This window comes from Noviherbaspirillum sp. (assembly GCF_036563305.1).
GTDB lineage: Bacteria > Pseudomonadota > Gammaproteobacteria > Burkholderiales > Burkholderiaceae_D > Noviherbaspirillum.
Window position 1 is genome coordinate 83570 of sequence record NZ_DATCMQ010000003.1, and the last position, 25831, is coordinate 109400.

General features: G+C 67.2%; 22 protein-coding genes and 1 tRNA gene. 10 read left to right on the forward strand and 13 right to left on the reverse strand.

What is annotated here, in order from left to right; all coding sequences use genetic code 11:
• The first annotated feature begins 216 nt into the window (after positions 1–216).
• The 3 genes from VIM12_RS00760 to VIM12_RS00770 all read left to right on the forward strand — a co-directional run bounded on the left by VIM12_RS00760 (position 217) and on the right by VIM12_RS00770 (position 3809).
• Entirely contained in the window at positions 217–1707 is a 1491-nt protein-coding gene (locus VIM12_RS00760) for an alpha/beta hydrolase (protein ID WP_331939728.1), read from the forward strand.
• A gap of 78 nt (positions 1708–1785) precedes the next feature.
• A complete protein-coding gene (locus tag VIM12_RS00765; RefSeq protein WP_331939694.1) occupies positions 1786–2952 on the forward strand; it encodes a glycosyltransferase family 2 protein in 1167 nt (388 codons plus the stop codon).
• Positions 2949–3809: an alpha/beta fold hydrolase gene (locus tag VIM12_RS00770; protein ID WP_331939695.1), complete on the forward strand. Its 861-nt coding sequence runs from the start codon at positions 2949–2951 to the stop codon at positions 3807–3809. The genes VIM12_RS00765 and VIM12_RS00770 overlap by 4 nt, the downstream gene beginning before the upstream one ends.
• A 37-nt stretch (positions 3810–3846) precedes the next feature.
• Here the strand turns inward: VIM12_RS00770 and VIM12_RS00775 are convergent, their stop codons facing one another.
• Both VIM12_RS00775 and VIM12_RS00780 read right to left on the reverse strand, forming a co-directional pair.
• Positions 3847–5064, reverse strand: coding sequence for a GAF domain-containing protein (locus VIM12_RS00775; RefSeq protein ID WP_331939696.1), 1218 nt, complete (start codon positions 5062–5064; stop codon positions 3847–3849).
• A gap of 45 nt (positions 5065–5109) precedes the next feature.
• The gene (locus VIM12_RS00780; RefSeq protein ID WP_331939697.1) at positions 5110–5754 is read right to left on the reverse strand and encodes a zinc ribbon domain-containing protein; all 645 of its coding nucleotides are present in this window, start codon (positions 5752–5754) and stop codon (positions 5110–5112) included.
• Positions 5755–5895: 141 nt separating this feature from the next.
• Between VIM12_RS00780 and VIM12_RS00785 the strand changes: the two genes are divergently transcribed.
• A tRNA-Arg gene (locus tag VIM12_RS00785) sits at positions 5896–5972 on the forward strand.
• A 355-nt stretch (positions 5973–6327) separates the two neighbouring features.
• Here the strand turns inward: VIM12_RS00785 and VIM12_RS00790 are convergent.
• The 3 genes from VIM12_RS00790 to VIM12_RS00800 all read right to left on the reverse strand — a co-directional run bounded on the left by VIM12_RS00790 (position 6328) and on the right by VIM12_RS00800 (position 10544).
• Positions 6328–6975 (reverse strand): ABC transporter substrate-binding protein, encoded by a 648-nt coding sequence (locus VIM12_RS00790; protein WP_331939698.1) that lies wholly within the window; start codon positions 6973–6975, stop codon positions 6328–6330.
• Positions 6976–7144: 169 nt separating this feature from the next.
• Complete coding sequence (locus VIM12_RS00795) at positions 7145–9577, reverse strand: glycoside hydrolase family 65 protein (RefSeq protein WP_331939699.1); 2433 nt, start codon at positions 9575–9577, stop codon at positions 7145–7147.
• The gene (locus tag VIM12_RS00800; RefSeq protein WP_331939700.1) at positions 9567–10544 is read right to left on the reverse strand and encodes a ribokinase; all 978 of its coding nucleotides are present in this window, start codon (positions 10542–10544) and stop codon (positions 9567–9569) included. The genes VIM12_RS00795 and VIM12_RS00800 overlap by 11 nt, the downstream gene beginning before the upstream one ends.
• 278 nt (positions 10545–10822) lie before the next feature.
• Between VIM12_RS00800 and VIM12_RS00805 the strand changes: the two genes are divergently transcribed.
• Positions 10823–11464, forward strand: a complete 642-nt coding sequence (locus VIM12_RS00805) for a YbhB/YbcL family Raf kinase inhibitor-like protein (RefSeq protein ID WP_331939701.1) — start codon at positions 10823–10825, stop codon at positions 11462–11464.
• Positions 11465–11506: 42 nt separating this feature from the next.
• Here the strand turns inward: VIM12_RS00805 and VIM12_RS00810 are convergent, their stop codons facing one another.
• The 3 genes from VIM12_RS00810 to VIM12_RS00820 form a co-directional block, all read right to left on the reverse strand.
• Complete coding sequence (locus VIM12_RS00810; protein ID WP_331939702.1) at positions 11507–11695, reverse strand: DUF2795 domain-containing protein; 189 nt, start codon at positions 11693–11695, stop codon at positions 11507–11509.
• Between the two features lie 94 nt (positions 11696–11789).
• Positions 11790–12917, reverse strand: coding sequence for an AI-2E family transporter (locus VIM12_RS00815; protein WP_331939703.1), 1128 nt, complete (start codon positions 12915–12917; stop codon positions 11790–11792).
• 10 nt (positions 12918–12927) lie between these two features.
• Entirely contained in the window at positions 12928–13998 is a 1071-nt protein-coding gene (locus VIM12_RS00820) for a flavodoxin family protein (protein WP_331939704.1), read from the reverse strand.
• A 150-nt stretch (positions 13999–14148) separates the two neighbouring features.
• Between VIM12_RS00820 and VIM12_RS00825 the strand changes: the two genes are divergently transcribed.
• Entirely contained in the window at positions 14149–16845 is a 2697-nt protein-coding gene (locus tag VIM12_RS00825; protein ID WP_331939705.1) for a bifunctional diguanylate cyclase/phosphodiesterase, read from the forward strand.
• 95 nt (positions 16846–16940) lie between these two features.
• On the forward strand, positions 16941–17171 hold the full coding sequence (locus tag VIM12_RS00830) for a hypothetical protein (RefSeq protein ID WP_331939706.1): 231 nt from the start codon (positions 16941–16943) through the stop codon (positions 17169–17171).
• A gap of 3 nt (positions 17172–17174) precedes the next feature.
• Here the strand turns inward: VIM12_RS00830 and VIM12_RS00835 are convergent, their stop codons facing one another.
• The gene (locus VIM12_RS00835) at positions 17175–18422 is read right to left on the reverse strand and encodes a DUF3089 domain-containing protein (RefSeq protein ID WP_331939707.1); all 1248 of its coding nucleotides are present in this window, start codon (positions 18420–18422) and stop codon (positions 17175–17177) included.
• A gap of 298 nt (positions 18423–18720) precedes the next feature.
• Between VIM12_RS00835 and VIM12_RS00840 the strand changes: the two genes are divergently transcribed.
• Positions 18721–19770 (forward strand): cyclase family protein, encoded by a 1050-nt coding sequence (locus VIM12_RS00840; protein WP_331939708.1) that lies wholly within the window; start codon positions 18721–18723, stop codon positions 19768–19770.
• 48 nt (positions 19771–19818) lie between these two features.
• A complete protein-coding gene (locus VIM12_RS00845; RefSeq protein ID WP_331939709.1) occupies positions 19819–21036 on the forward strand; it encodes an ABC transporter substrate-binding protein in 1218 nt (405 codons plus the stop codon).
• A 61-nt stretch (positions 21037–21097) separates the two neighbouring features.
• Here VIM12_RS00845 and VIM12_RS00850 read toward each other — a convergent pair whose 3' ends face one another.
• A complete protein-coding gene (locus VIM12_RS00850; protein WP_331939710.1) occupies positions 21098–21274 on the reverse strand; it encodes a hypothetical protein in 177 nt (58 codons plus the stop codon).
• 175 nt (positions 21275–21449) lie between these two features.
• Between VIM12_RS00850 and VIM12_RS00855 the strand changes: the two genes are divergently transcribed.
• A complete protein-coding gene (locus VIM12_RS00855; protein WP_331939711.1) occupies positions 21450–22532 on the forward strand; it encodes an AI-2E family transporter in 1083 nt (360 codons plus the stop codon).
• Between the two features lie 35 nt (positions 22533–22567).
• Here the strand turns inward: VIM12_RS00855 and VIM12_RS00860 are convergent, their stop codons facing one another.
• From VIM12_RS00860 to VIM12_RS00870, 3 genes are all read right to left on the reverse strand, one after another.
• Entirely contained in the window at positions 22568–23296 is a 729-nt protein-coding gene (locus VIM12_RS00860; RefSeq protein WP_331939712.1) for a phosphatase PAP2 family protein, read from the reverse strand.
• Positions 23297–23405: 109 nt separating this feature from the next.
• Positions 23406–23585, reverse strand: a complete 180-nt coding sequence (locus tag VIM12_RS00865; protein ID WP_331939713.1) for a hypothetical protein — start codon at positions 23583–23585, stop codon at positions 23406–23408.
• Positions 23586–23738: 153 nt separating this feature from the next.
• Complete coding sequence (locus VIM12_RS00870) at positions 23739–25817, reverse strand: TonB-dependent receptor (protein WP_331939714.1); 2079 nt, start codon at positions 25815–25817, stop codon at positions 23739–23741.
• Positions 25818–25831 lie beyond the last annotated feature (14 nt).

The following is a 25831-nucleotide window of genomic DNA, read 5'->3' on the forward strand; positions in this document are numbered from 1 at the left end:
AGCACACCAATTTCACTCCGTCATTTCTTCGATTGCGCCACCTCAAGCTTCCCTCCCGAGGCTGCCTTTTCATCGCCTCCTTTCCCTTATGTTTGTCTCTTCGCAGCTGCTACTAAAACGCGCTTCTGCATTGCAGAACGCGTGGGCCGACGCGAAAAAAAGACGCAGCAGAATAAACAAGGACAATCAAGGAGACGAGCAGTGAACGGAAAAAACATGTGGAAAGGCGGCGCCCTGGTCTTTGGCGGTGCGCTCATGCTGGCCGGATGCGGCGGTGGCGGCAGCGACGCCGCCACGGATGCATTCGCCAACCGGACCAAGGTCAATGCGCCGGAAGAAAGCCGCGTGCAGGATACGCGCACCTATGCGGCGGTCGACCCCGCGGCCGCCAGCGACTATGAAGCCGCTGCCGACGGCGGCGCCGGCTTCAGGGCGCTGAGCGACACCTCGGCGCAGACCGACCGCTGGGCCGGCATGCTGGGCGAGTCCTCCTACCGCATCGAGGTACCGAAGAACTGGAACGGCAAGCTGGTGATGTATGCGCACGGCTATGCCGGCACCGGCCCGGAACTGCGGGTGACGACGCCGTCCATCCGCCGCCACCTGATCGAGAACGGCTACGCCTGGGCCGCATCCAGCTACAGCAAGAACTACTACGACGTGCGCGTCGGCGTCGAGGACACCAATGCACTGGCGAATGCGTTCAGGAAGATCGCCAAGGAGCGCGGCCGCAACCTCGGCCAGCCCAACCGCACCTACATCATCGGCCACTCGATGGGCGGCCACATCACCGGTGCCGCGATCGAGGAAGAGACCCGCAAGACTGCGATCAACAAGACGAAGTACGACGGCGCGGTGCCGATGTGCGGGGTGATGGGCGACACCGAGCTGTTCGACTACTTCGCCGCCTATCAGATCGCCGCGCAAACGCTGGCCGGCTATCCCAATCATCCGACCAGCCGCTTCGGCGAGATCGCGTCCGACGTGCGTTCCAAGCTGTTCGTCAACTTCAGCACGGTGCCGACCGCGCAGGGCGTGCTGCTGGCGCAGGCGGTGAAGAACCTGACCGGCGGAGAACGCCCGGTGTTCAACATCGGCTTTGCCAATACCGCGCTGCAAAACGTCGTCTGGGGTACCTTTGGCAGCGACGGCACCGTGAACGGCATCCTCAACAAGAACACGCTGGACACCAACCGCTTCGTCTACCAGTTCGACAACGACCCGGCGCAATCGGCCACGGAAGCCAACTTCAACGCCAGCGTGCAGCGCCTGACCGCCGCGCCGGACGCCAACCGCCTGCGGCGCGACGGCCTGCGCTGGATTCCGAAGGTGAACGGCGAGTTCAAGGTGCCGGTGGTGTCGCTGCATACCCTGGGCGACATGTACGTGCCGTTCAGCATGCAGCAGATCTACCGCCAGCGCGCAGAGGCGCAGGGTAACGGCGACCTGCTGGTGCAGCGGGCGGTGCGCGCGCCTTCGCACTGCGACTTCACGGTGCGCGAGCAGACCGAGGCGTTCGACGCGATGATCAACTGGGCGGAGAACGGCGTGAAGCCGGCCGGTGACGATGTGCTGAACCGCGCGACCGTCGCCGCGCCGACCTACGGCTGCGCGTTCACGCGCAACAGCGCAACCGTGGACGACAACCCGGTGACGGTGGCAACCCGCCAGGCGATCGCCCCGCTGCTGGCATCCTGTCCCTCCTGACGCGGAGCCCGGCTTCGTAACACCCAGGCGCGCCGCCCGGTCGATGGAGACGGGCGGCGCGCCTTTTTCCTTTCACCCATGACCTCAGTTGCCTGGTTCTCGCTTGCAGTGTGCATTGTCGTCGTGGCGGTCAGCCTCGACGTCGCCCGCGGATGGCGCAGGATAGGCGAGCTGCGGGACACACCGGCCGGCGTTCCCGGCGCGGCGCCGGCGGTGTCGATCGTCGTCGCGGCCCTCAACGAAGCCGATACCATCGGTCCCGCGCTGCGATCGCTCCTGGCCATCGATTATCCCCACCTTGAAGTGATCGTCGTCAACGACCGTTCCACCGATGGCACCGGGGACATCATCGATGCCATTGCGCGCGAGGCGCCCGGGCTGCGCGTCATCCGGGTGGCCTCCCTGCCCGCCGGGTGGCTCGGAAAGAACCATGCGCTGCAGCGCGGCGCCCAGGCGGCGCAAGGCGAGTACCTGCTGTTCACCGACGCCGACGCGGTATTCGCGCCCAGCGCGGTCGCCCGTGCGGTGGGCTACTGCCAGGAGCATCGGGTCGATCACCTGACGCTGCTGTTCGACCTGGTGGCGCGGCCGCCCCTGCTCCGGATGCTGGTCGTCAGCTTCGCCGCCGGCTTCATGGCGCGCTTCCGGCCATGGAAGGTGCGGGAATCGCGCCGTCATCACGTCGGCGTCGGCGGCTTCAACCTGGTCCGGCGCAGCGCCTACTTCACCGCGGGCGGGCATGCGGCGATGCCGCTGGCAGTCCTGGACGACATGATGCTCGGGAAGCTGATGAAGCGGCACGGCTTCCGCCAGGACCTGCTGTTCGGCAGCGACATGGTTCGCATCGAGTGGTACCCGGATACGCCCGGCCTGGTGCGCGGTCTGGAGAAGAACATCTTCGCCGGCTTCGACTATCGTCTCAGCCAGCTGGCAGCGGTCACCGTGCTGGTACTGGCCACCCGGGTCTGGCCCTGGCTGGCGCTGTTCCTGGCGGACGGCATTGCCCTGGCACTGAACGCGGCGACGGTGCTGGCCGGCCTGCTGCTGTATGTCGACCTGCTGCGAGCGCGCGGCTGGCGTCTTGGCTGCCTCGTGTTCGCGCCGCTGGTGCCGCTGGTCGAGCTGTTCATCTGGTGGCGCGGCAGCATGCTGACCCTGCTGCGCGGCGGCGTCGAATGGCGGGGCACGCGCTATCCGCTGCGCGCGCTGCGCGCCGCCCATGCGGCAGACGGAGAGATCCGGTGAGCGCGACCGCGCCCCGCTCGCAACGCATCCGCGGCGACGGACTCGACCTGCACGTCATGATGCTGGGCGAGGGGCCGCCGGTGATCCTGCTGCACGGCTTTCCCGAGACCGGTCATACATGGCGCCATCAGCTGCCGGCGCTTGCGGCGGCCGGCTTCGCGGCATGGGCGCCCAACCTGCGCGGCTATCCGCCATCGGCCATTCCGCGCGCGCGCGCCGACTGCGCGCTGCCGCACCTGGTACGCGACATTGCCGCGCTCGCGCGGGCCACCGGCCATCCCCGGATCCACCTGGTCGGCCACGACTGGGGCGGCATCATCGCCTGGGCATTCGCCGGCGCGCATCCCGAACTGCTCGACCGGCTGGTGGTGCTGAATGCGCCGCACATGGAGGTCTACTTCGAGAAGCTGTGGCGCAGCAGCCAGTTCCTGCGCAGCGGGTATGTCGGCTTGTTCCAGCTGCCGGTCCTGCCGGAATCGATGCTGTCGGCGGGCGGCTACCGGCTTCTGCGGCAGATGTTCACCCTGACCCAGCATGGCCACGCCTACGGCAAGGCGGATATCGACGAGTATGTGAAGGCACTGTCGGCCCCCGGCGCACTGCGCGCGGCACTCGACTACTACCGCGCCAACATGCGGCCGGGCGCGATGGACCTGGCGCGCGCCCGGGTGCGCAACGAGACGCTGGTGATCTGGGGCGAGCGCGACCCGGCGCTCGGCACCTTCCTCCTGGACGGGCTGCAGCGCCATGTGCCGCGGCTGCAGGTGCATCGCCTTCCCGGCGCCGGCCACTGGGTCCAGAATGAAGCGCCGGACGAAGTGAACCGGCTGCTGGTGGACTTCCTGAAAAGACCTTGAGGGTAGCAGGACTTGGCGCCGTGCATCCCGGCAATGCTCAGGGCAGCCGGAGGTCGATCCTCAGTGCGACCTGCGCCTTGCCCGGTTCGCCGCCCTCGCCCGCCTCGCTGCGCAGCAGGCGCACATGCTCGGGGCGGACAACCGCCCGCAGCTCGGGAGCCGCCGAGCCGAGCGCGTCCATCACGATCTTCTGGATGCGGCGAGTGAGCGCATCTTCCGCGTCGCTTTCGTCGCCCTGCCTGCTGTCGCCATACAGTTGTGCCACGGTCTGCAGGAATTCGCGGCGGGTACTCACGCGCAGGCGCAGGCCGTATCCGGGGAACAGTTCTTCCATTGCGCGCGAATCCTGCAGGCGATGCGGATCGAGCGCGAGCACGGTGATCGAATCGCCAAACGCATCGAGCAGCAGCCAGCCGTTCTTGACCGAGTAGTCGCGCTTGGCGTTATCGTGCAGTCGGGTGCCGGCCCGTGCCGCGCGGAAGGGTTCGTACGGCACGCCGAAGAAATCCGAGTAGGCGGCGCCGAGCTGCTCCGGCTTCACCTGGAACTCGTCGATCAGCACATCCTCCAGGTCGAGCTGCTTGCGCCGCGCGGTGCGCCGCGCCAGCTCCAGCTCGGGCCGCGACAATGCGCCCTGCACCACCAGCGGGTCGAACCGGGTGCGCACCGTGATCGCCGGCTTGCTGCGCTGCTCGAACGCGATCGCCAGCGTCTTGCACAGCGCGCGCGCGCCCTCCTCGACCAGGTCCGGAAACGGACCGCCGAGGCGGTTGTTGATGAGCTGGAGGACACCGAGCAGATCGCCGGTGGCGGCGTGGACGATGGGCACCGCCACCATCTCGCGCGTGCGGTAGCCGGTGCGCTTGTCCACGGTGTCGAGGAAGCGCAGTTCGCGCGAATAGCTGCGCAGCTCCTGCTCGTCGTAGACATTGCGGATATTGAAGCCGCGGCGGGTAAGCGCGACGTGCCCGGCGATGCTGGAATTCCCGATCGGCAGCGCGAAGTCGCGGAAGGAGTCCATGCCGGTCTTGATCTTCGATTCGATCGACATGCGCGAGGCGCTCATCGCGTACAGCGTCAGCCGGTCGCAGCCGAACAGGATGCAGATGTCGCGCGACACCTCCAGCATGATCTCGTCGATGCCCTCGGTGGCGTCGATCCGCCTGACCACGTCCTCGAGCCGCTGAAAGAACGCGGCGCGGCGTTCCTCCCGCTTCAGCTGCTGGTGCTCTTCCCAGGATACCTGCTTGTTCATCCGACACTCTCCAACGATGGCGCCGGGCGAACCGGCATGACCGGCTTACTGGCGTTGTCCGCACTCCGGGCAGAATTTGGCGCCTGCCTGTATCTCCGCCGAACAGGCGGTGCACGCGGGCTTGACTGCGGTCCTGGTGCCGCATTCCGGGCAGAACTTCGCGCCGTGGGTCTCGGTGGCGCACTGCGGGCAGACCAGCTGCTGTTCGCGCTTGACGTCATGCTTCCTGCCGCGGACGACGCCTTCCTCCAGCGCGGCTTCGCTCGCCCCCTGCACCTCGCCCTGGGCGCGCGCCGTCGCGATGGCGACGTTCACGCTCGGCGCGCAGTTGAAGCACATTCCCTTGCCGCCGTCGAAGCAGGTGCCGCAGACATACTGGAAGCAGCCCCCGCAGCGATGGAAATGGCTCTTGGCCTCCTCGATTGCGCCGGTGAAGGCCTCGTCCCGGGCGGAATTGAAGCCGGCCTGCGCCATGCCTTCCAGGGCATTGCTCGCGTTGCCGAGCACGCCGCCGAACATATTGGCCGCCTTCGACACCCAGCCGGACGCCTGGCCGCTGCGATAGGGCTTGAACCGGGTGCGCCAGCGGTCGTTGCAGCGTTCGCAGTAGAACTCGAACTGGAAACCGGCGTCGACCCCGTGCTGCTGGCTCAGGTCCTGGTAATTGTCCGCAAACTTAATCTCCGCCATCGACGACCCGCCTTTCCGAAAAGCACGATTTTACCTTCCGTTACTTTTCATGCAAGCCCGGGAGTGACTGCAGGCGCAGTTGCCACAGCCGCCGGCAGGGCTGGCGGAACCGGCAACATTCGGGTATTATTCAGCCCCTTCGCGGCTGTAGCTCAGCTGGATAGAGTACTTGGCTACGAACCAAGGGGTCGTGGGTTCGATTCCTGCCAGCCGCGCCAGTAATACCGACGGGTTAGTGCCGCAAGCACTAGCCCGTTTTTGTTTGCGTGGTTGACTTGGGTGCGCCACCGGGGCTCGTGCGTGACGCGACTTCTGGTCCGCCCGATGGCCGGGACGTCCGGGGGAAGCCGGCAGGCCGAGGCGGGAACACCCCGGAAGCCAATGCAGGCGTCTAACCGCCGCGTGCCCGTGTGTGCCGCCGACTCCCTTCAGAAAATCAGCTTCAACACCCCGAACACCGTCAGCAGGCCGATGATGAAGATGATCGCCACGAGCCAGAACAGGATTTTCATTGTTTTGTCCTCAAGATGATGTCGTCCGCAGCCGCCTGTCGTGGGTCGGCTGCCCTCCCTGCTAGTTTCCGGATGCGGTGGTGCCGGCGGCGTTGCCGGCCAGCCTGTCGTTCTTCGCGGACAGGGCACTGATCAGGCCGTCGATGCCGTTCCTGCCGATTTCATAGGAGAAGCTGTCGCGGTAGGACTGGACCAGCCACACGCCATGCACGCTGACGTCGTAGACCTTCCACTCCCCCTTGGCGCGCGCGAGGCGGTAGTTCAGCTCGATCGGGTCAACGCCGCCTTTCTGGACGACCTGCGAGCGCACCTCGACCTCGCCGCTGGCCGGGTCGCCGCGCATCGGCGCAAATACCAGTTCCTTGTCCCTGACCTGGGCGATGGCGCCGGAATAGACATGCATCAGCAGCTCGCGGAACTCCTCGGCCAGCTTGTCCTGCTGGCCGGGCGTGGCGCGCTGCCAGTGGCGGCCGGCGGCGAGCGCGGTCATGCGCGCGGTGTCGACGTGCGGCAGGATCACCCGTTCCACCAGTTGCCGGATGCGCGCGCGGTCGCCGCGCTGGATCGCAGGATCCTCCTTGGCCGCGCGGATCACGTCCTGGCTCATCTGCCGGACCAGGTCCTGCGGCTCCTGTTGTGCCTGCAATGGCCCGGGCAGCAGCGAGGCGGCGACAACGCAGCAGGCAATGGCATTGGAAAGCGTAAACATGGTCAGTACCTGAAGGATGAAGGAGGCGCGGACGTGCACCCGATGACGTGAAGTCGATATCGGCTATGTTGCACCGGCAGGGGCGGCAGCGACTTGAGCAAAGGCAGGCCGCGTGAGCTTGTGGCTTGCGCGCCGCGCAAGCGCCCCCCGCCAATGCGGCGCATGGCGTTCATGGCCTGCCCTCGGGGCCGGGGGAAACGGCGGCCGGCAAGCTGATCGACGCGCCCGGCGAGAGCACGAAGGATTGGCCCCGGTGCAGCACCACGGTGTCTTTCCCGTTGCCGGCACAGGAGCGGATCGTGACCGTCCTCGCCTCCGCTGCCACCTCCAGCAGCCTGCCGCGGAAACGGAGGCGCATGCGCACGTCCCCAAGACCGGGCGGCGGCGCCGGGTCGACTGCCAGGCCGGCCGGGGTCGCCGCGATACCCAGGTAGCGGCGCTGCAGGATGTCGATGGTGCCGCCCATGGCGCCGAGGTGAATGCCTTCGGCCACGCTCTCGCCCTTCAGCGGGTTGAGGTCGGTTTCCAGTGCATGCTGGTAGAGGTCCCACGACAGCCCTGGATCGAGCCTGGCCAGCGCTCCGCCGTAGACGATCCGCGACAGGCTGGAACGGTGCACGGTGCGCGGCAGGTAGTAGCGGGCCGTGCGCAGGATGGCGTCATGGTCGAAGGCGTAGCCAAGCCGCTGCAACAGGCCGATGACCGTCTCCTCGTCCAGCAGGTAGAACAGCGCGAGCACGTCGGCCTGCTTGGTGACCTGGTAGGCGTCGACGCGCTTGCCGATGGCGTTCAGTGCCCAGTCGGTGCGCTGCGCGGACAGCGATGCGGGCAGCATCTCGGGGTGGAATTCGGCCAGCCGTTCGAAACCTTCGAACTGGCTGATGATGCCGTCGCCATGAAAGCGGACTGTCATCCTCCGGCTTATTCGCTCCCACAGTGACAGTTCGTCGGTACCGATGCCGAGCCGGGCCGTGAGCCGGTGGCGGTGCGCGGCGGGAAGGTCGTCCAGCATCTCCCTCGCGCGGCACAGCGTCCATACCGCCATCAGGTTGGTGTAGGCGTTGTTGTCGAGTCCCGGCGTGGATCGCCACGGATAGGCATTGTGGTACTCGTCCGGACCGATCACGCCGCATATCTCGTACCGGTCGCCGTCCGCGGACGGCTGCGCGATGCTGGCCCAGAAGCGGGCGATTTCCAGCATCATCTCCGCGCCGTACCGCACAAGGAAATCCTCATCGCCGGTCGCGAGATGGTAATGCCAGATATTGAAGGCGATGGCGGAACCGATGTGCCGCTGCAGATAGGTGTGGTCCCGCATCCACTGGCCGTTCAGCAGGTTCTTCTGGTGCCGGGGCGTGACTTCCCGACCGTCCCCGGCGCTGCGCCACGGGTACATCGCGCCGCGCAGGCCGGCCGCCCGGGCGGCATTCCTGGCGGCGGGCAGCCGGCGCCAGCGGTACATCAGCATGTCTCTCGCCAGGTCGGGAAAGCGGAAGTTCAGGAAGGGCAGCACGAACAGCTCGTCCCAGAACACATGGCCGTGGTAACCCTCGTGCCAGCCGCGCGCCGGAATCCCGGCATCCCGCGCGGCGCTGTGCGGCGAGACGGCCTGCAGGATGTGGAAGGCATGGAAGCGGAGCGCCCGGGCAAGCGGCGGGTTAGCGGGTTCCAGGGCGACTGCCTCCCAGAGCTTGTTCCAGGCCTGGCGGTGCGACGCAAGGAGATCGGCGAAGCCAGTCGCGTCCTGCAATGCACGTTGCGCCGCCTGCGATGGCGGCCTTTCGCCGGGATCGAGCGAACTGCACAGGGCGACCAGCTTCTCGACGGCGACCGGCATGCCCTCCCGGGCGTGCACCTGCAGCAGGCGGGCCGTCGGGTCACGCTTGTCTTCCACGGCGGGCGCGGCTTCGGCCGGTAGCACCAGGCGCAGGCGCTGCGCCAGCGCGATCTGCGCGCCGCCGTCGCTGGTACGCACCTCCAGCATCGATGCCGCCCCATCGGACCGGCGGCCGAGAATGTGCAGGTGCCGCTGCTGGTAGTCCTCGAATCGCTTCACGCCGGCGTTGACCACGCCGGCATCCAGCCAGGCCCGGAACGCGACTTCGCCGGACCAGTCGACCGGCGTGAGCGTCAGGCGCAGGCCGCACAGGCGGGCATCCGCCATGCTCACCAGGCGCTCCTCGCACAGGCGGGTGCGGCGTCCCGCGTCGTCCTGCGCCAGCACTTCACGGCGCATGATGCCCGTGCGCAGGTCCAGCAGCTGCGTGTACTGCAGGATCCGGACCTCGTCGAGGCGCCACCAGGGTCCGCTGTCGATGCGAAAATCCAGCGGCAGCCAGTTCGGCAGGTTGACCAGCGATTCGGTCTCGTCCTGTTCGCCGGCAATGGTATTGACGACGCGGTCGTAGCAGCCCGCCCGGTAGGTGCCGGGATAATGCAGCGCGTCCTGGCGGCTGTCGATAAGCGCTGCGCGGGTGACGAACACGCCGTTGCCCAGCGCGAGGATGGCTTCGCGCCGCGGTTCGTCGTCCGGCTGGTAGGCGTCGAACACGATCTGCCACCCTGGCGCGGGGTCAGGCAGCATCGATTCCCTATCGGACATCGTTGCGCGCCTCCAGCCGTTGCATCAGTGCGTCGATGTCCGCGCGCCGCGGGTAGGCCGGCTGCGAGCCGTAGCGGGTGACGGCGAGGTGCGACGCCGCCACCGCGAAACGCACCGCGTCCGGCAACGCCTTCTGTTCCAGGATCGCGACCGCCAGCGCGCCGGCGAAGGCATCACCCGCGCCCGTGGTGTCCGTCACCGCGATGGTGACCGCCGGCACATGGACGGCGAGCGTGGCGCTGACGAGCACGCAGCCGCCGTCGGCCAGCTTGACGCAGGCCGCCTTCGCGCCGCGCGCAAGCAGGCGGCGGCCGGCTTCGGCGGCGGCCCGCGGGTCCTTGCAGTCGATGCCTGTCAGGTGTGAGGCCTCGCCGGCGTTGGGCACGACGATGCCGGCGAGCGCAATCAGCGTATCGCCCGCCGCGTCCGCGGGCGATGGGTCGAGTATGGCGGTGATGCCCGCCTGCTTTGCCGCCTGCATCGCAACGTGCACCACCTGCTCGGGGATCTCGCAGTTCGTCGCCAGCACGGAGCCCGCCGGCGCGGCGCGCACGGCCTGTTCGACGGCTTCGGTCGCCCGCTGGTCCCAGACAAGGTTGGCATTCGCGGCCAGCACGATGCCCTTCTTGCCGTCCGGCGGCACCATGATCATGGACACGGCGGTCGACGCACCGGCCGCCGTGCCCACTCCCGCCAGGTCGACCCCCGCCTCGCGCAGCGGATCGAGCGCCTGGCGGGCGAGGTCGTCGTCGCCGACCCGTCCGAACAGCCGGGCCGGCACCCCGAGACGGGCGGCGAGGAAGGCGACGTTGGCGGACTTCCCGCCGGACAATCGCATGAAGTCGGTTGCCATCAGCGTCTCGCTGATCTCCGGCCGGCGCGCCACCCTTACCTGGAAGTCGGCATTGATGCTGCCGAGTGCGAATATCGCCCGCTCCTGCCTGCGGGTCCCGGTTGTTTCCTGCATGCGATTTCCTTTTCCTGCGGTCGCAGCACCGCCTCGTCGCCACATCGCCACGAGACGCGGACCTGCATGACTTCGTTGAGAGTCGTCAATTCCACCGCCGTTCCTGAGCGCGGCATGGCGCAGTGAACGGGATGTTTGAAGGAACCTTTGGCACCGCGGCAAATCAGCCTCAGATACCGTGTCGGCAATACCGTCTTCCATGCCCTGGGTCATGCAGTCCGCCGGGCCGGCCGGTCATCTGTCCATTCCGGGCACCCCAACCAGCAGGAGAACCGCCCATGCTCGAAAAACTCCCGAGCGCAATCGGCCACGCCTTGCATCACCGGCGTGCCGGCCTCGAAAAAATCTCCTTCAACCAGATCGACCTGCGGGCCGGCACCGCGTCGCTGCAACTCACCAGCCTTGCCTTCGGCGACCATGAGGCAATGCCGGCGCGTTTCACCGCGGACGGCGAAGGCACCTCGCCGCCGCTCGAGTGGACCGGGGTGCCGGTGGAGGCGGTCTCGCTGGCGCTGATCGTGGAAGACGCCGACGCACCGACGCCGCAGCCGCTGGTGCACGCCATCGCAGTCGACCTGCCGCCGCACGACAGCACGCTGACCGAGGGCGCGCTGGACTCGAAGGAGCTGGAAGGCCAGGTCGGCCGCAATTCCTATCTGCTCACCGGGTGGCTGCCTCCCGATCCGCCGCCCGGCCATGGCGTGCATCGCTATGCGTTCCAGCTGTTCGCGCTGGAGGAAGGACCGCCGTTCAGCGGCACGCCGGGGCGCGACGCGCTGATGAAGGCCATACAGGAACGCGCGATTGCAAGCGGCTGCCTGATCGGTACCTATGAGCGGCCCGACGGTTCGATCAAGGTCGGCACCGGTGCAACAGCCGCGGCCGCGGCGACGGGCTCAAGCGAGGCAAACAGCATCTGAAGAAGGCGGGGGCGCCGGCCGCATGAACCGCCGCCCGGGCCCCTAGTGCAGCTTGCCCAGCGCCTGGCTGACGTCCGCCGGCGTCTGGAAATCCTCGTCCGGAAGCTGGTCGAGCTCCGCGCAGACGTTTTCGTCCGCACCCATCTTCTTGGCGTTTTCAATCAGTGCGGATTTGTTGGCGGGGTAGTCGATACCCTTGAGGAATTTCTGTACCTGGATTGGATTGACCATGAGGCGCTCCATGCAAATCGGTTGAACAAGGCGGTGCCCACAACTGATCTGCATGGATCCCGAAGGTTCCGGCGGCCTGGCCGACCGCCACGGCCTATTTCTCGCTCGGTGTTTTCACCGGGTCGCCGAGCATGTCCTGCACGTACAGCATGGTGACAAGGACGGCGCCTACTGCAGCGAGCGGTGTCGCGAGGGCCACGCCCGCCATGCCGAAGAGGGCGCCCAGCAGCACCTGGACGACGATGGTGAGCGCCGGCGGCAGCGATACGGTGCGCCGCTCGATCAGCGGCATCAGCAGGTAGCCCTCCGCGATCTGGATCGCGAGGAACAGCACGGCCACCCAGCCGGCGAGCGCCGGGCTCTCGGTAAAGGCAATCAGGACGGCGGGAACACCGGCGACAATGGGGCCGACATAGGGCACGAAGTCCAGCAGGCCGGCAATGATCCCGAGCACCAGCGCCAGCGGCACGCCGAGCAGCGCGAGCCCGGCCGTCGTCACCACCCCGACCACCAGCATCGAGACCGCCTTGCCTGCGAGCCACTGGCCCAGGGTGCGGCCAAGCTCGTCCAACACCTCGCGCGCGCGGGCGCGCTTGCGGCGGGGCACCAGCGTGACGATGCCGTCGATATAGGGCCGGGGCTGCGCCGCCAGGTAGATGCCGACGAAGGCGATGATGGCGACGTTGCCCAGCACGCCGAGCACGCCGGAAAACAGCAGGCCCGCCTTGGGGAGCACCGATGCCATGTTCTTCGCCAGCTCCTCGGGCGGCGGCATCCCCTGCACCGCCTGCTCCAGCATCGGATGGCGCGCCATCGATTCCTGCAATTGCTGCAGCGACAGCGGTATGGCCTGCATCAGTTCGGTCGCCTGCGACGCGATCTGCGGTGCCATCAGCCAGCCCCCGCCGACGATCACGAGCAGCAGCAGCGCCACCACCATGACCATGGCCGCCCAGTGCGGAACGCCGGTCCACTCGCGCAGCTTGCGTCCCATGTCGTACAGCAGGATCGCCACCAGGATGCAGGCGAAGATCAGCAGCAGTACGTTGGGGGCCAGCCAGATGATGCTGGCGGCGAGCACGAACAGCAGGCTGACGGTATCGAACAGGGCGGCCCGGCGCATCACCTGGCGGCCCTCGCCGTCCGCTCCGGCATGCATGTCGCGGTCGCCTTGCTTGCGCTCTTCTCGGCGGGGAGCCTGCCCCTGTTCTTCCTTCAACATGGGGCGCGGGCTATTTCGGGCGTGGCTGTTGCAGGTCGCGGTCCGGCACCGCGAGGCGGTCGGCGCGCAGCGCCGTCACCGCATTGGAGACGGCGCGCGCCACGTTGCGTACCTCCTCCTGTACCGCGAGATCGCGATCCAGCGTCTCGTGGCTGCGCGCATATGAATCGTAGTAACCGATGTAGCGATCGAGCCGCGCCTGTGTGCCGGCGTCGACCAGGCCCATCCAGTCGAGCCAGTCGGACAGTGCGCGGCGGTTTCCCTCGATGCCGGCGACGTCGCCGTGCACGACCAGACCGTAGGTTCTTCCGGCGAGATGCTTCGGATACGACCAGCCGGCCTCCTCCAGCGCCTTTGCCTTGGCAGTGTCCTTGCCGGAGGTGGTGGTCGGGTCGGGATTGCCGCCGTCGGCACAGACCAGCCGGTCGATCATCAGTTTGAGCGCGCTGGGCGACTGGTACCAGTAGACCGGCGTGAGAATGATGATGCCGTGCGCCGCCACCCACTTCTCGTAGATCTCGCCCATCCAGTCGTTGGTCTGCCGCAGCGCATGGTTCGGATAGCAGCTGCAGGGCCAGTGGCACAGGGGCATGGCGGTCGACACGCAGCCCTTGCAGGGATGGATGTGCCAGTCGTAGTCGGACACGAGCCGGCTCAGGTCCAGCACGTCGGCCTCGACGCCCTGCGCCTCCAGCACCTCGGCGGCGATCCTGGTCAGCCGGAAGGTCTTGGACATCTCGCCGGGACAGGTGCCGTCGTTGCGGTCGGCACCGCAGATCAGGAGCACGCGTGGCGGTGTCGCGGGATCCTTCTGGCGGGCCTCCGCGGCCAGCAGGCGCTTCCGGGTTTCACGCCATTCGTCGGACAGTTCGTACCCGGGATCGGCGTAGCCGGGGCCGGCCGGGTGGGTGGCCTTGGTCTTCCCGCTGTTGATGTAGACGTCCCAGGCCACTTCCTCCACCTGGTTCATTGCATCGGCAACACGCCCGAAGTGGGGATGGCCGAAGCTCCCGTGAAAACGGTCCCGGAACTCTTCGCGCGTCATCATCCGGACGAACTGCCCTTTTCTGGCTTCCGTCATTTCGCTACCTCGGCTTCACTTTCGGGGTAGACCAGGAGGTCATGCCGATGTTCACCCTCGCGGCCCTGCCCCATTGCATTGCTTTGCGCCAGCACAAAAGTGAAAACTGCCATGCATGGATTGTCGGCGGCGATTTGGTGTCTGTGGGAGATGGAAACCCAACGCCGATGGCCGGCCCGACTGAAGCAATTCCTGTCCCGCTATCGCCATTTCTCGCCGGCGCTGCTCTGGCCCGTTGCCGGCATATTGCTCTGGATCGCGCTCGAGGCCTTCATGGCGGCAAGGTTGCGCGATGAAAAAGCAGAGGCACTGGAGGCCGCAACCCAGCAGGCCTCTGCCCGCTCGCGCTCCTATGCGGCGCAATTGTTGCGCACGGTGCAGCAGATCGACCAGCTGACGCTGAACCTGAAGCTCGACTGGGAACAGTCCGGCGCGCGGCTGGACCTGCAGCAGCAGCAGGAGCAAGGCCTGTATCCGCGCACCGCGCTGCTCTACGCAACCATCGTCAGCCGCGATGGCGAAAGCCTCAGCTCCACCGTGCCGACAAGCCGCGAGGCCAATTTCAGCAATACGGATTTCTTCCAGTATCACCGCCGGCATAACAGCGGGGGCATGGTGATCAACAGGCCGACCGAGGGCCTTCGCCTTGGCCGCCCGGTGGTGCGCTTTTCCCGCCGGCTCGACGCCGGACCGGATTTCGACGGTGTCGCCCTGGTATCGGTGGAACCCGCCTACCTGACGACCTTCCATGACGAGCGCAATCTCAGTCCCGGCGACTTCATCTCGGTCCAGCTCCCGGACGGCACGTTGATCGCCAACACCGAGGTGGGCACGGGCCGCGTCCGTTCCTACCGGGAGGGGCCGTCATTCGCGCCTGCGGAGGGCGCCACGCTGGAGCCGGCCACCAAGTTCCATGACGGCGAGGCCCGCATCGTGGCCTGGATGAAGCTGCGGGAATACCCGCTGGTATCGATGGCCGCGATCGCCGAGCACAACGCGCTGGCGCCATACCGACGGGTCGCCGACAGCTACCGCAACATCATGCGGCTCGCCGGCCTCGGCATCGTGGCTTTCACGCTGACGGGCATGGCGGTCTCGGCGCGCCTGTCCTGGCGCCGCCAGCGGGAGGAAGGCGCCCGTCGCGCATTCCGCATCGCGACCGATGCCGCGCAGGAAGGCTTCTACACGACGCGGCCGATATACGGACGCGACGGCAGAATCGTCGATTTCCTGTTCGAGGATTGCAACGAGCACGGCGCCGCGCTGTTCGGCATGGACGTCGCCAACGTCCGGGGCAAGCGCCTGTCCGACCTGCTGCACCCGGACTACCGGCATGAGATCCTGGATCTCTACGTGCAGACGATGGAAACCGGCTTCTACGAGGACGAGTTCCGCGTGCCCCACATCAGCCCCTTGCGCGCGACCTGGGTCAACCGCCGCTATGTCCGCTCGGGGGATGGCGTCGCGGTCACCTTGCGCGACATCTCCCGCACCAAGGAGCATGAACTCGCGCTGTCGCAGATGGCCAATACCGATGCCCTCACCCGCCTGCCGAACCGCCACTGGCTGGGCGGTTTCATGCCGGAGGCGGTCGAGCGCGCGCAGCGCCAGCACCGTCGCCTTGCGGTGATGTTCATCGACCTCGACAACTTCAAGAACGTCAACGACAGCCTCGGGCACGAAGCCGGCGACGAGTTGCTGCGGGAGGCCGCGGCACGGCTGAAATCGGTGGTGCGCGCGGCGGACCATGTGGTGCGGCTGGGCGGCGACGAATTCACCGTCATCCTGGAAAACCCCAGCAGCGGCGAGGATGTGGCCCGCATCGCCAGGCAGATCGTGCGCACGATCGGCGACCCGTTCCTGCTCATCGACGCCCCGGGCAAGCAGCATGTCAGCGCATCGATCGGCATCGCCATGTTCCCGGAGGATGGCGACGACGACGAGACACTGCTGCGGCATGCGGACATCGCGATGTACGCAGCGAAAGCCGCCGGCAAGGGCCGCTTCCAGCTCTACCAGCCGCAACTGTCGGACTCCCTGTTCCTCAAGCTGGCCAAGGAGCACGCGCTGCGCGACGCCATCGCCAAGGACCAGTTCGTGATCCACTACCAGCCCCGCGTCAGCGCGCGCGCCGGCCGGCTTGCCAGCCTGGAGGCACTGGTGCGCTGGCAGCATCCGGAGCGTGGACTGGTCTATCCGGACTGCTTCATCGGGCTGGCGGAGGATACCGGGATGATCGTGCGCCTCGGCGAGCTGGTGATCGACAAGGTGTGCGCCCAACTGGCCGAGTGGCGCCGGCGCGGCGTCGGCCGGGTGCCGGTGTCCGTGAACGTTTCCGGCCTGCAGCTCAAGGAAGGCGGAGTCAGCGCGTGCATTGCGGCCGCGCTCGCGCGGCACCAGGTGGCGCCGGAACTGCTCGAGGTCGAACTCACCGAATCCTCGGTGATCGACAGGGGTTCGGTCGGCCGTGAACTGGCTGCGCTGCGGACCCTCGGCGTCAAGCTCTCGGTGGACGACTTCGGGACCGGTTATTCTTCGCTTGCACAGCTGCAGCAGCTCGACGTGGACGTGCTGAAGGTCGACAAGGCATTCACCAATGCGCTCGGCAAGAGCGACGAGGGCGCGGTCCTGTTCAAGGCCATCGTGTCGATGGCGGACGCGCTGGACATCTCGGTGGTTGCGGAAGGGGTGGAGACGGCGGAGCAGTTGCAGACGCTGCAGTCGCTGGACTGCGACGAGGTCCAGGGCTACCTGGTGTCCGAGGCACTGCCACCCCAGGACGTGCCGCCGCTTGTGCGGCGCCAGTTCCTGTTCCCGGCGCCATCCCACGCCTGGCGCAAGCACTGAGGCCGGCACCGAGACAGGGCGCGGCATGCGCGAACCCGACGGGCGCCGGCATGTCACAGCAGGGATGCGCAGGAGCGGCATCAACCGGAGAAACAATGGCAACCCAGACCACGCATCACGGCATCAGGATATTCACCCTCGAGGAGGGCGAGCGCATCCTCGACCACTGCGGCAACAACGACATTGCCATCGTCCAGGACGAGGACGGCTGGTGGACCTACTTCGTCGGCGAGGACGGCGAGGTAGAAGGTTACGACGAACCCTTCGACAGCCTGCGCCGCGCCCAGGGCGCGGCGCGGGCCGCCGCCGAGATCATGGCGGAGTAAGGCTCAGCGGGCGGCCCGGGCGTAGGCCTGCGCCTGCTGCCGGACGATTTCCACGAGGCTGCCCTGCGCCAGTTCGACGTCGACCAGGTGCAGCCCCCACTCCTGCAGCATCCGGTCGCCGAACATCAGGTCGCCGGCGATATCGATGCCGGCGCCGGTATATGCCGGATTGACGCTCACGTTGAGCCAGGAGGCATTGTCGCGCTGCAGACATTCGGCGCTGGCGATGGCTTCCGGGCTGGCGAACGGCGCATCCGCATTGCGCGCCAGTGCCGCCCAGCGCGTCTTGTCGTGCGGCTGGCCGGTGAGGTTGGTGCGTACCGGCAGGTAGGAGCGGAGGACGCCGCGCCCGCCGGCAAGGGCCGCGGGGTTGGTGCAGGCGACGACGTTGGCGTCGCTGCTGCGGCCGAACAGGCTCCTGGCCGGCGGCGGGAGGTTGTCGCGGAACGATACGTACGCGATCACGCAGCCGGTCTGCGAGGCGGACCGGCACAAGGGCAGTTCGCGGAAGGTACCGCCGCTGTCCCGGCCCTGCGGCACAGTGATGTTGGTGCCAATCAGCAGCGCCGAGACCAGTTGCTTCTGCACCGGCCTGCCTTCCACCTGCTGCCGCACCAGTTCGCTCAGGATGCGCGCGCCCTGCGAATGGCCGATCAGCACCACGCCGCGTCCCTGGTTATGGTGCTTCAGGTAGTGGTTCCAGGCGTCCAGCACATCGCGGTACGCAAGCTGGGGATCGATCGCCATCGGCGTGCCGGTCAGCCGGCTGCGCAAGCCCTGTATCGTGACCTGGCGGTAGACCGGCGCGAACAGCCGGCATTCGGATCCGAAGCGCGCGAGCTGGTGCTCGACCGTGCGCCGCTCCTCGGGACCGGCGAGCATGTCGCTGTTGGCCCCCGGGTCGTTGGAGATGGTCGGGTACACATAGAAGCAGTCGACCGGCGCGGCGGGATTGGCGCGTCCTGGCTCGCGGCCGGCGGGAACGCCGCCCGGCTTGAACAGCGCGGCGGTCAGATCGACGGCGCAGGCGTCCGTCCGGCCCGGCAGGCAGAGCCAGTTGTCGCCGTTTGCATAATCGTTGCCGCCGGGAGCCGCAGCACTGGCGGCACGGGTGGCATTGGCGCCAGCGGCGGATGCGGCGTCAGCCGGGCTGCCGGCCTTGCCAACGGGCGCGGTGCCGCAGGCGGCGAGGATTGCTGCGGCCGTGATGGCGGCAAGCAGGCTTGCGGTGCGGATGGGAGCATGTCTCATTGTTTTCCTTGTTGTGATGAAGCGGGCGGACCGGCTCGTATGCCCGCTGCTTGTTTTGCAGCGCGAAACCCGGTTTTATTTTTGAGAAGTATGATACCTTGCCTGCACAGGTCCCGCGTCAACGCCCTGCTTCCCTGCGCGGAACTGCGAAAACGCAAATCGAATCGTTTTTCACTGTGAAACCCGGTTTTGCTTCGTTGACCGCGCAGTTGCCAGCGGTTAGCGTGTTTGAGCTTTCGCAGCGCGCCGCGACGGCCTGTTCGGCAGGCAAACACAACAAGCACTGGAGGAGACAGACATGCGATGGAAGAACCGCCCCGATGGCGCAAACTGGGGTGACTTTGGCGCCGACGACCAGCTCGGCCGGGTCAATCTGATCGGTACGGAGCAAGTGCTCAAGGGGGCGGCGGAAGTCCGCGCCGGCCGCAGCTTCTGCCTGTCGCTGCCGCTCAACCTGCCGGGCGGGAACCTCCTCAACCCGCGCCGCAATCCGCCCAAGCTGCAGCCGACCTGGCGTGATGGCAAGCCGATGCTGAATTTCCCGATGACCAGGGTCGACGCCGACAGCGTCGACGTGGTATCGGACGACCAGGTGCTGATCTCGCTCCAGTATTCGACCCAGTGGGACTCGCTTGCGCACGTCGGCGCCCGCTTCGACGCGGACGGCGACGGCCGCGAGGAGATGGTCTACTACAACGGCTTCCGCGCCGACACGGACGTGCGCGGCCCGGTCCGCTATGGCGACGATGGCCACGAGCATGAATGCGGATGCGACGGTCCGCACCTGTCCTATGCCCATTCCCTCGGCATCGAGAACATGGCGCAGCATGGCATGCAGGGACGCGGGGTGCTGGTCGACCTGGCCCGCCGCTACGGCAACGAACGCAAGCTGGTCGGCCTCGCCGAACTGCAGGAGGTCATGGAGGCCGGCGGCATCAAGGTCGAGCGCGGCGATTTCCTGGTGCTGCGGACCGGATTCGCCGAGCGACTGGTGGAGATGGGCGGCAATCCCGACCCGGAGGTGCTTCACCATAGCTGCAGCGTGCTCAACGGCCGCGACGACAGGCTCCTGCAATGGATCACCGATTCCGGCATTGCCGCGATCTGCGCAGACAACTATGCGGTGGAGGCCTACCCGGCAGTGGCGGTGAACGGCCGCAAATCGATTTTGCCGCTGCACCATCACTGCCTGTTCAAGCTTGGCATTCCGCTTGGCGAACTCTGGTACCTGCACGCGCTGGCGGACTGGCTGCATGCGCAGGGTCGCAGCCGCTTCATGCTGACCGCGCCGCCGCTGCGCCTGCCGGGAGCCGTGGGTTCCCCGGTGACGCCGATCGCCACCGTGTAACGCCACGCCGCACGACGTCCTTCCAACAACAAAGACCAGGAGACAAGCATGAAGAAAACGGCTGCCAGGACCGCACTGACCCTCGCCCTTTCCCTCGCGTTCGCCCAAGGCGCCCACGCCCAGCTATCGGACGACACGGTCCGGATCGGCCTGCTGCTCGACATGTCCAGCCTGTACGCGGACATCACCGGCCCCGGCAGCGTGGCTGCGGCCCAGCTCGCGATCGATGATTTCGGCGGCAAGGTGCTGGGCAAGAACATCCAGCTGGTTTATGCCGACCATCAGAACAAGGCCGACATCGCGGCCAACAAGGCGCGTGAGTGGTACGACCGCGACAAGGTGGACGCGATCCTCGACGTCGCCGCCTCCGGGCCGGCGCTGGCCGTGGCCCCGATCGCCAAGGAGAAGAACCGCATTGCCGTCTTCAGCGGACCCGGCTCGGTGCGGCTGACCAACGATGCCTGCACCGCGGTCACCGTCCACTATGCCTACGACACCTTTGCCCTGGCCAACTCGACTGCGCGGGCGGTGGTCGCCAACGGCGGCGACAGCTGGTTTTTCCTGACGGCGGACTATACCTTCGGCAGCACGCTGGAAAAGGATGCGACCGACGTGATCAGCGCCAACGGCGGCAAGGTGCTGGGCGCGGTGCGGCACCCGCTGAACGCCTCGGATTTCTCGTCCTTCCTGCTGCGCGCCCAGAGCTCCGGCGCGAAGGTGGTCGGGCTGGCCAACGCCGGAGGCGACACGATCAATGCGATCAAGGGCGCGCATGAATTCCAGCTGACGGCGAACGGCAAGCAGCGACTGGCGGGTCTGCTGGTGTACATCAACGACATCCATACCCTCGGCCTGGACGCCGCGAAGGGGATGCTGCTCACCACCGGCTTCTACTGGGACCGCAATGACGAAACCCGCAAGTGGGCGCGCCGCTTCTTCGAGAAGACAAGGAAGATGCCGAACATGAGTCAGGCCGGGCTCTATTCCTCCGTGCTGCACTACCTGAATGCAGTGAAGGCGGCCGGCAGCGACGAGACGGCTGCCGTCATGTCGCGCATGAAGCAGACGCCTGTCAACGACGTATTCGCGCAGAACGGCCGTATCCGGGAGGATGGCCGAATGGTGCACGACATGTACCTGTACGAGGTGAAGAAGCCTTCGGAATCGCGCTATCCATGGGACTACTACAAGCAGGTCGCGGTGATCCCCGCCGACAAGGCCTTCCAGCCCCTGGCGCAGTCCACCTGCCCGCTGGTGAAGAAATAGCAGCGCGACGCATGCCGGGCGGCAGTGGCGGCCCGGCAGTTTTTACACGGACCATGACCGCCTAGTGCAGGCTGGGCGGTCCGCTCTGCTGCGGCGCCATCACGCGAAACACGGTCTCGAAGTCGTCCTGTATCGAGCGCAGCTGCTCCTCCTGCGCGGCTTGTACCAGTCGGCGCAGGATCTCCCGGTAACGACGGCGATCCTCGTCGCTCGCTTCCTCGGACAGGGAATCCACCATGGTTCTGATAATTTCTTCCGTGGTAACCATATTCATCAAACCCCTGGTTGCGGTTGTACCTGGCGGACTTTCAAGCAAGCGCCATACCACGGACGCGCTCGTGCTTTTCGATTGAGCAATCTTCCGCTATTTCCAAGTTGACGCTGACGTTCGTTTTACTGGAAGATTGGGCACCATGCCTTATGTCTCCCTGCTCCTTCCGCTGCTGTTCGCGATTTCCATGGCGGCCCTGCTCCGCCATTTCCTCGGTTCACTTGCCTGGGCGGCCCTGCTGGCGATCGTCACCTGGCCCCTGCACGAGGCGCTGCTGCGGCGCGGCTGGTCGCGGCTTGCCAGTGCGACAGCGTTGCTGGGCGGCTTGATCGTCAGTTTCGTCGGACCCTCCATCTTCCTGTTCCATACCCTCGGCGCCGAGGTCGCCGCCGTCGAGCGCCTGCTCGGGCAGCTCAACCAGACCGGCATACCCGCGCCGGAATGGCTCAACCGGCTGCCGCTGGTCGCCGCCCAGATCATGGCCTGGTGGGAGCGCCACCTGGCGGTTCCGGGCGGACTGCAGACCCTGATCCAGACCACCGCCGGCGATCTGCTTCCCTATGTCACCAGCACCGTGCGCACCCTCGGTCCGACCCTGCTCGCCAATGGCCTGTACCTGTTCCTGGCGCTGCTGACCCTGTTCGTCGTGTACGTGGAAGGTCCGGCGGTGGTTCGCACGGTGGACCAGGCAGGTGAACGGATAACGCCGACCTACTACCCGATGCTGCGCCGGCTGCTGCCGCTGTCGGTGCGGGGCACCGCCCTCGGCTTGTGCTCGGTCGCGCTGCTGGAAGGCATCGTGCTCGGCATCGCCTACTGGGTTGCGGGGGCGCCGGCGCCGGCGCTGCTGGGCGTGATCACCGGCTACCTCGCCCTGATCCCCGGCGGCGCCCCGCTGTCCTTCAGCATGGTGTCGCTGCTGCTGCTGGCGCAAGGGCATCCGGGCGCGGCGCTCGGCCTGTTCTGCTGGGGCGCCTTCGAGCTCTTCCTGGTGGACAAGTTCGTCCGGCCGAAGCTGATCGGCCATCGCGTCAACCTGCCCTTCCTCGCGGTGCTGTTCGGCCTGCTGGGCGGCGTCTCTACGATGGGCGTGCTCGGCCTTTTCATCGGCCCCTTCATGATGGCGGTGCTGTTCTGGTGGCTGCGCGGTGGCAAGCCGGACGCGGTCCAGGAAGTGGCGCAGGTGGAAGCCGCGAACGGGAACAGCGACAAGCTCGCCGCCTGAGCGGCCTGGCCCGGCGGAGGTGCAGTCGCCGCCGTTCAGTCCGGGGCAGGCGGATCGCCGGCGGAGGACGACGGCGGAGCGACCCTGCCGCGGGCCTGCAGCCACAGCATCACCAGCCAGCAAGCGAGCGCCCAGGCGGCGCCGACCGCCCAGCCCGCCAGCACGTCGCTCGGCCAGTGCACGCCGAGATAGACACGACTGACGCCGACCACCAGCGTCAGCAGCACCGCCACCGACAACAGGTAGATCTTCACGCCCGTCTCGGCCCGGCTCCGTGCCAGCAACGCGCCGAGCGTCAGGTAGACCACCGCGGAGAGCATCGCATGCCCGCTCGGGAAACTGTGGGTGTAGACCTCGGTCGCATGCGGCACCAGGTCGGGTCTCGGGCGCGCGAACACCCATTTGAGCGCCGAACTCAAGGCGATGCCGAGCGACACCGACAGCGCCACCATCCAGGCAAAGTGAAGCTTGCGGGTCAGCACCAGGAAGCCGACCACGGCGAGCGCAATCGCCACCAGGACCGATGTGCCGCCGAGCGCGGTGAAGTCCCGCATCACTTCCTCGAACCAGCGCGGGCCGAGCGGATCCGAAGGATCGCCTGCTTCGCGGAAGGCCAGCAAAAGCATCCGGTCGAAATCACGGGTGTCGCCCTCCGCCATGTCGTCCGCCAGTTCGACGAAACCGTACAACGAGAACGCGGCGACGCAGATCGCCAGCAAGGTGCTTTTCTCGGCGCGGCCTACGCGGGCGAGCAGGGCGGGCATTCTCTGGAAAAGGGACTGGCGAAGGGGCGATGGTGGTGACATGGAGCAGGCAGTACGGCTTCCCTGGATGGAAGTTGCAATGATACCGGCCGCCGCGGCGGCGGCAAGGTCAGGCTTGCTTGTCGGTGTGCTGCGGCTGGATCGGCGCCGGCTTCTGTTCGATGGTGGTTGCCGTGGCGGGCGTGGCATTGTCCCGGCTCAGCTGCGGCAGGAAAAGAATCGCTGCGCTGCATACCGCCATCAGTGCCAGCGCCGGCAGCAGGCGTATCAGTTGTTGGACAGGTTTCATGTTCGGCTCCCCGGAGAATGTGGGACTAATCTATGCGCCGTGCCCGGCATCCGGTTTGACGCTTCTTAACTCTCCTCGCGGACATGTCCGCCTGCGGTCCATTGCGCTGCGTCGGCGCAACAGCCGCGTCTCCTGCGACCGCCCGCGCGCACGTTACAGCGCCGCGCGCAGTCCGACGAACAGGCGCCTGCCGGCGGCCGCCTCGTAGAACCGGCGATTGCCGTCGTTGACGATGACCGAGCCGGCGTAGTTCTGGTCGGACAGGTTGTCGAGGCGCGCGAACAGGTACCAGGTCACCGGTCCGTCGCGGAATTCCTTTCCGGCCCGCAGGTTGAAGACCGCGTATCCGGGCGCGGCCTCACTGTTGGCATCATCTACCCAGGCCTTGCTCTCGATGCGCATTTCCGTAGCGGTTTCCAGTCCCGGCGCCGGACGGTAGGCCAGCAGCGCGAACAGGCTGTGTTCCGGCGCACCAGGCAGGCGGTTCCCCGCGGAGACCGTCGCGCCGGCGCCGCTGGTGTAGCCCTCCTTGAAGCGCGCATCCAGGAGGGTGTAGGCCAGGCGGGTGGAAAACCGGGGCGAGTCGTGCGACCAGGAAACCTCCATGCCGCGGCGTTCGACCCTGTCGACGTTCTGGTAGATCGAGCGCCCGTTCTCGGTGGCGAAGGGCACGATTTCGTCCCGGCTGCGCGCCGAAAACAGCGCCAGGTCCAGCGCGTGGCGCCCGCCGCGCCACTTGATGCCGAGCTCGCCCTGGTTGCTGCGTGACGGCGACAGCGCCAGGTTGGGTCCGCTCGCGCCCTGCCGGTAGGCAGACTCGACCAGGGTGGGTGTCTCGAAGCCGCGGCCGAGGTTGCCGTAGACATTGAGCTGCTCACTGGCATGCCAGACCAGGCCGAGCACCGGGCTGGTGTTCCGGTAGGTGACGCTGCCGCTGTCGTCCGGGCTGTCGGGCGTGACACGGCGGTCGTCCACCGACAAGCGCACCCGGCTCGAGCGCAGGCCGGCGCTCAGCTTCCATTGTTGCGCGAACATCCAGTCCGCCTGCGCGAACACGTCCACATTGCTGGCGCCGTCCACTTCATCGCGGCGCGTTGCGCCGGCGCTGCCCTGGTTGTTGACGAAGCCGCGCCGCCGCTGGTCAAGTTCGTCGGCTTCCACGCCGGCAGTGAGCCTGAGCGGAAGTCCGCGTACCTTCGCCGCATGCGACCAGCTCAAACCGATCCCGCGGTAGTCATTGTCGAGATCGACCACGCCGCCGGACGAGGATGGGGCGGCGCCGCTGAACGACAAGTACTGCCGGACCTGGCGCCTGCCGGCATATACCCGCCCGTTGATGGTGTTGTCGCTGTCGACCTTGTGTTCGACAAGCATGCCGGCCTGCTGCTGTCCAACAGACTTGCGGGTGTCGAAGGACAGTGCGACGGGGGCGACCGCGCGCGGATCCTCCTCGAACTGGTCACGCGTGAGACCGAGCGGGTCCTGCGCCAACGGCTGGTCGAACACGTTGAGGATGCCGGTCACGCTGGTCGCCGCCGACGGCCGCCACAGGAGCTTGCCGTTGAGCTGCCTGCGCTCGGCCGCGCTGTGGTCGCGCCAGCCGTCCGTCTCGTAGTGCGAGACATCGAGCAAGCCGCCGAGGGTGGCGGTGCCGGCGCCGACGGAAAACCCGAACTCGCGCTGGCCGAAGCTGCCGGCGCCGATGGAGGCGTTTGCCACCGGCGCATCCGGGGCCAGCGGCGGCGCGGCGGTGAAGACCTGCACCACGCCGCCCGCGGCATTGCCGTAGAGCTGGGCGACGGGGCCGCGCAGCACCTCGATGCGGCGCGCCGCGTGCAGGCTCGCGGTGGCGGCCTGCCCCTGGCCGTCCGGCATGGTCGCCGGTATGCCGTCGACCAGGATACGCACGCCGCGGATGCCGAAGGTGGACCGGGTGCCGAAACCGCGCACGGACAGTTGCAGGTCCTGCGCATAGTTCTGCCGCTCGCGCACCTGCACGCCCGGCGCGGCGCCCAGCAGTTCCGACAGGTTGACCAGCGGGTTGGGACTGCGCAGCGGGTCGATGCTCACCGAGGTGACGGACGCGGGCGCATCGAAGCTGCGTTGCTCGGTACGGCTGGCCGAGACGACGACGCTTTCCAGTTGTGCATCCTGCGCGCCCGCTCCGCCGGCCGCGATTGCGCAGACGGCCGCCGCGGTGGCGATGCCCGGCTTGCATTTCACGATTGCCATGTTCTTCGATCTGC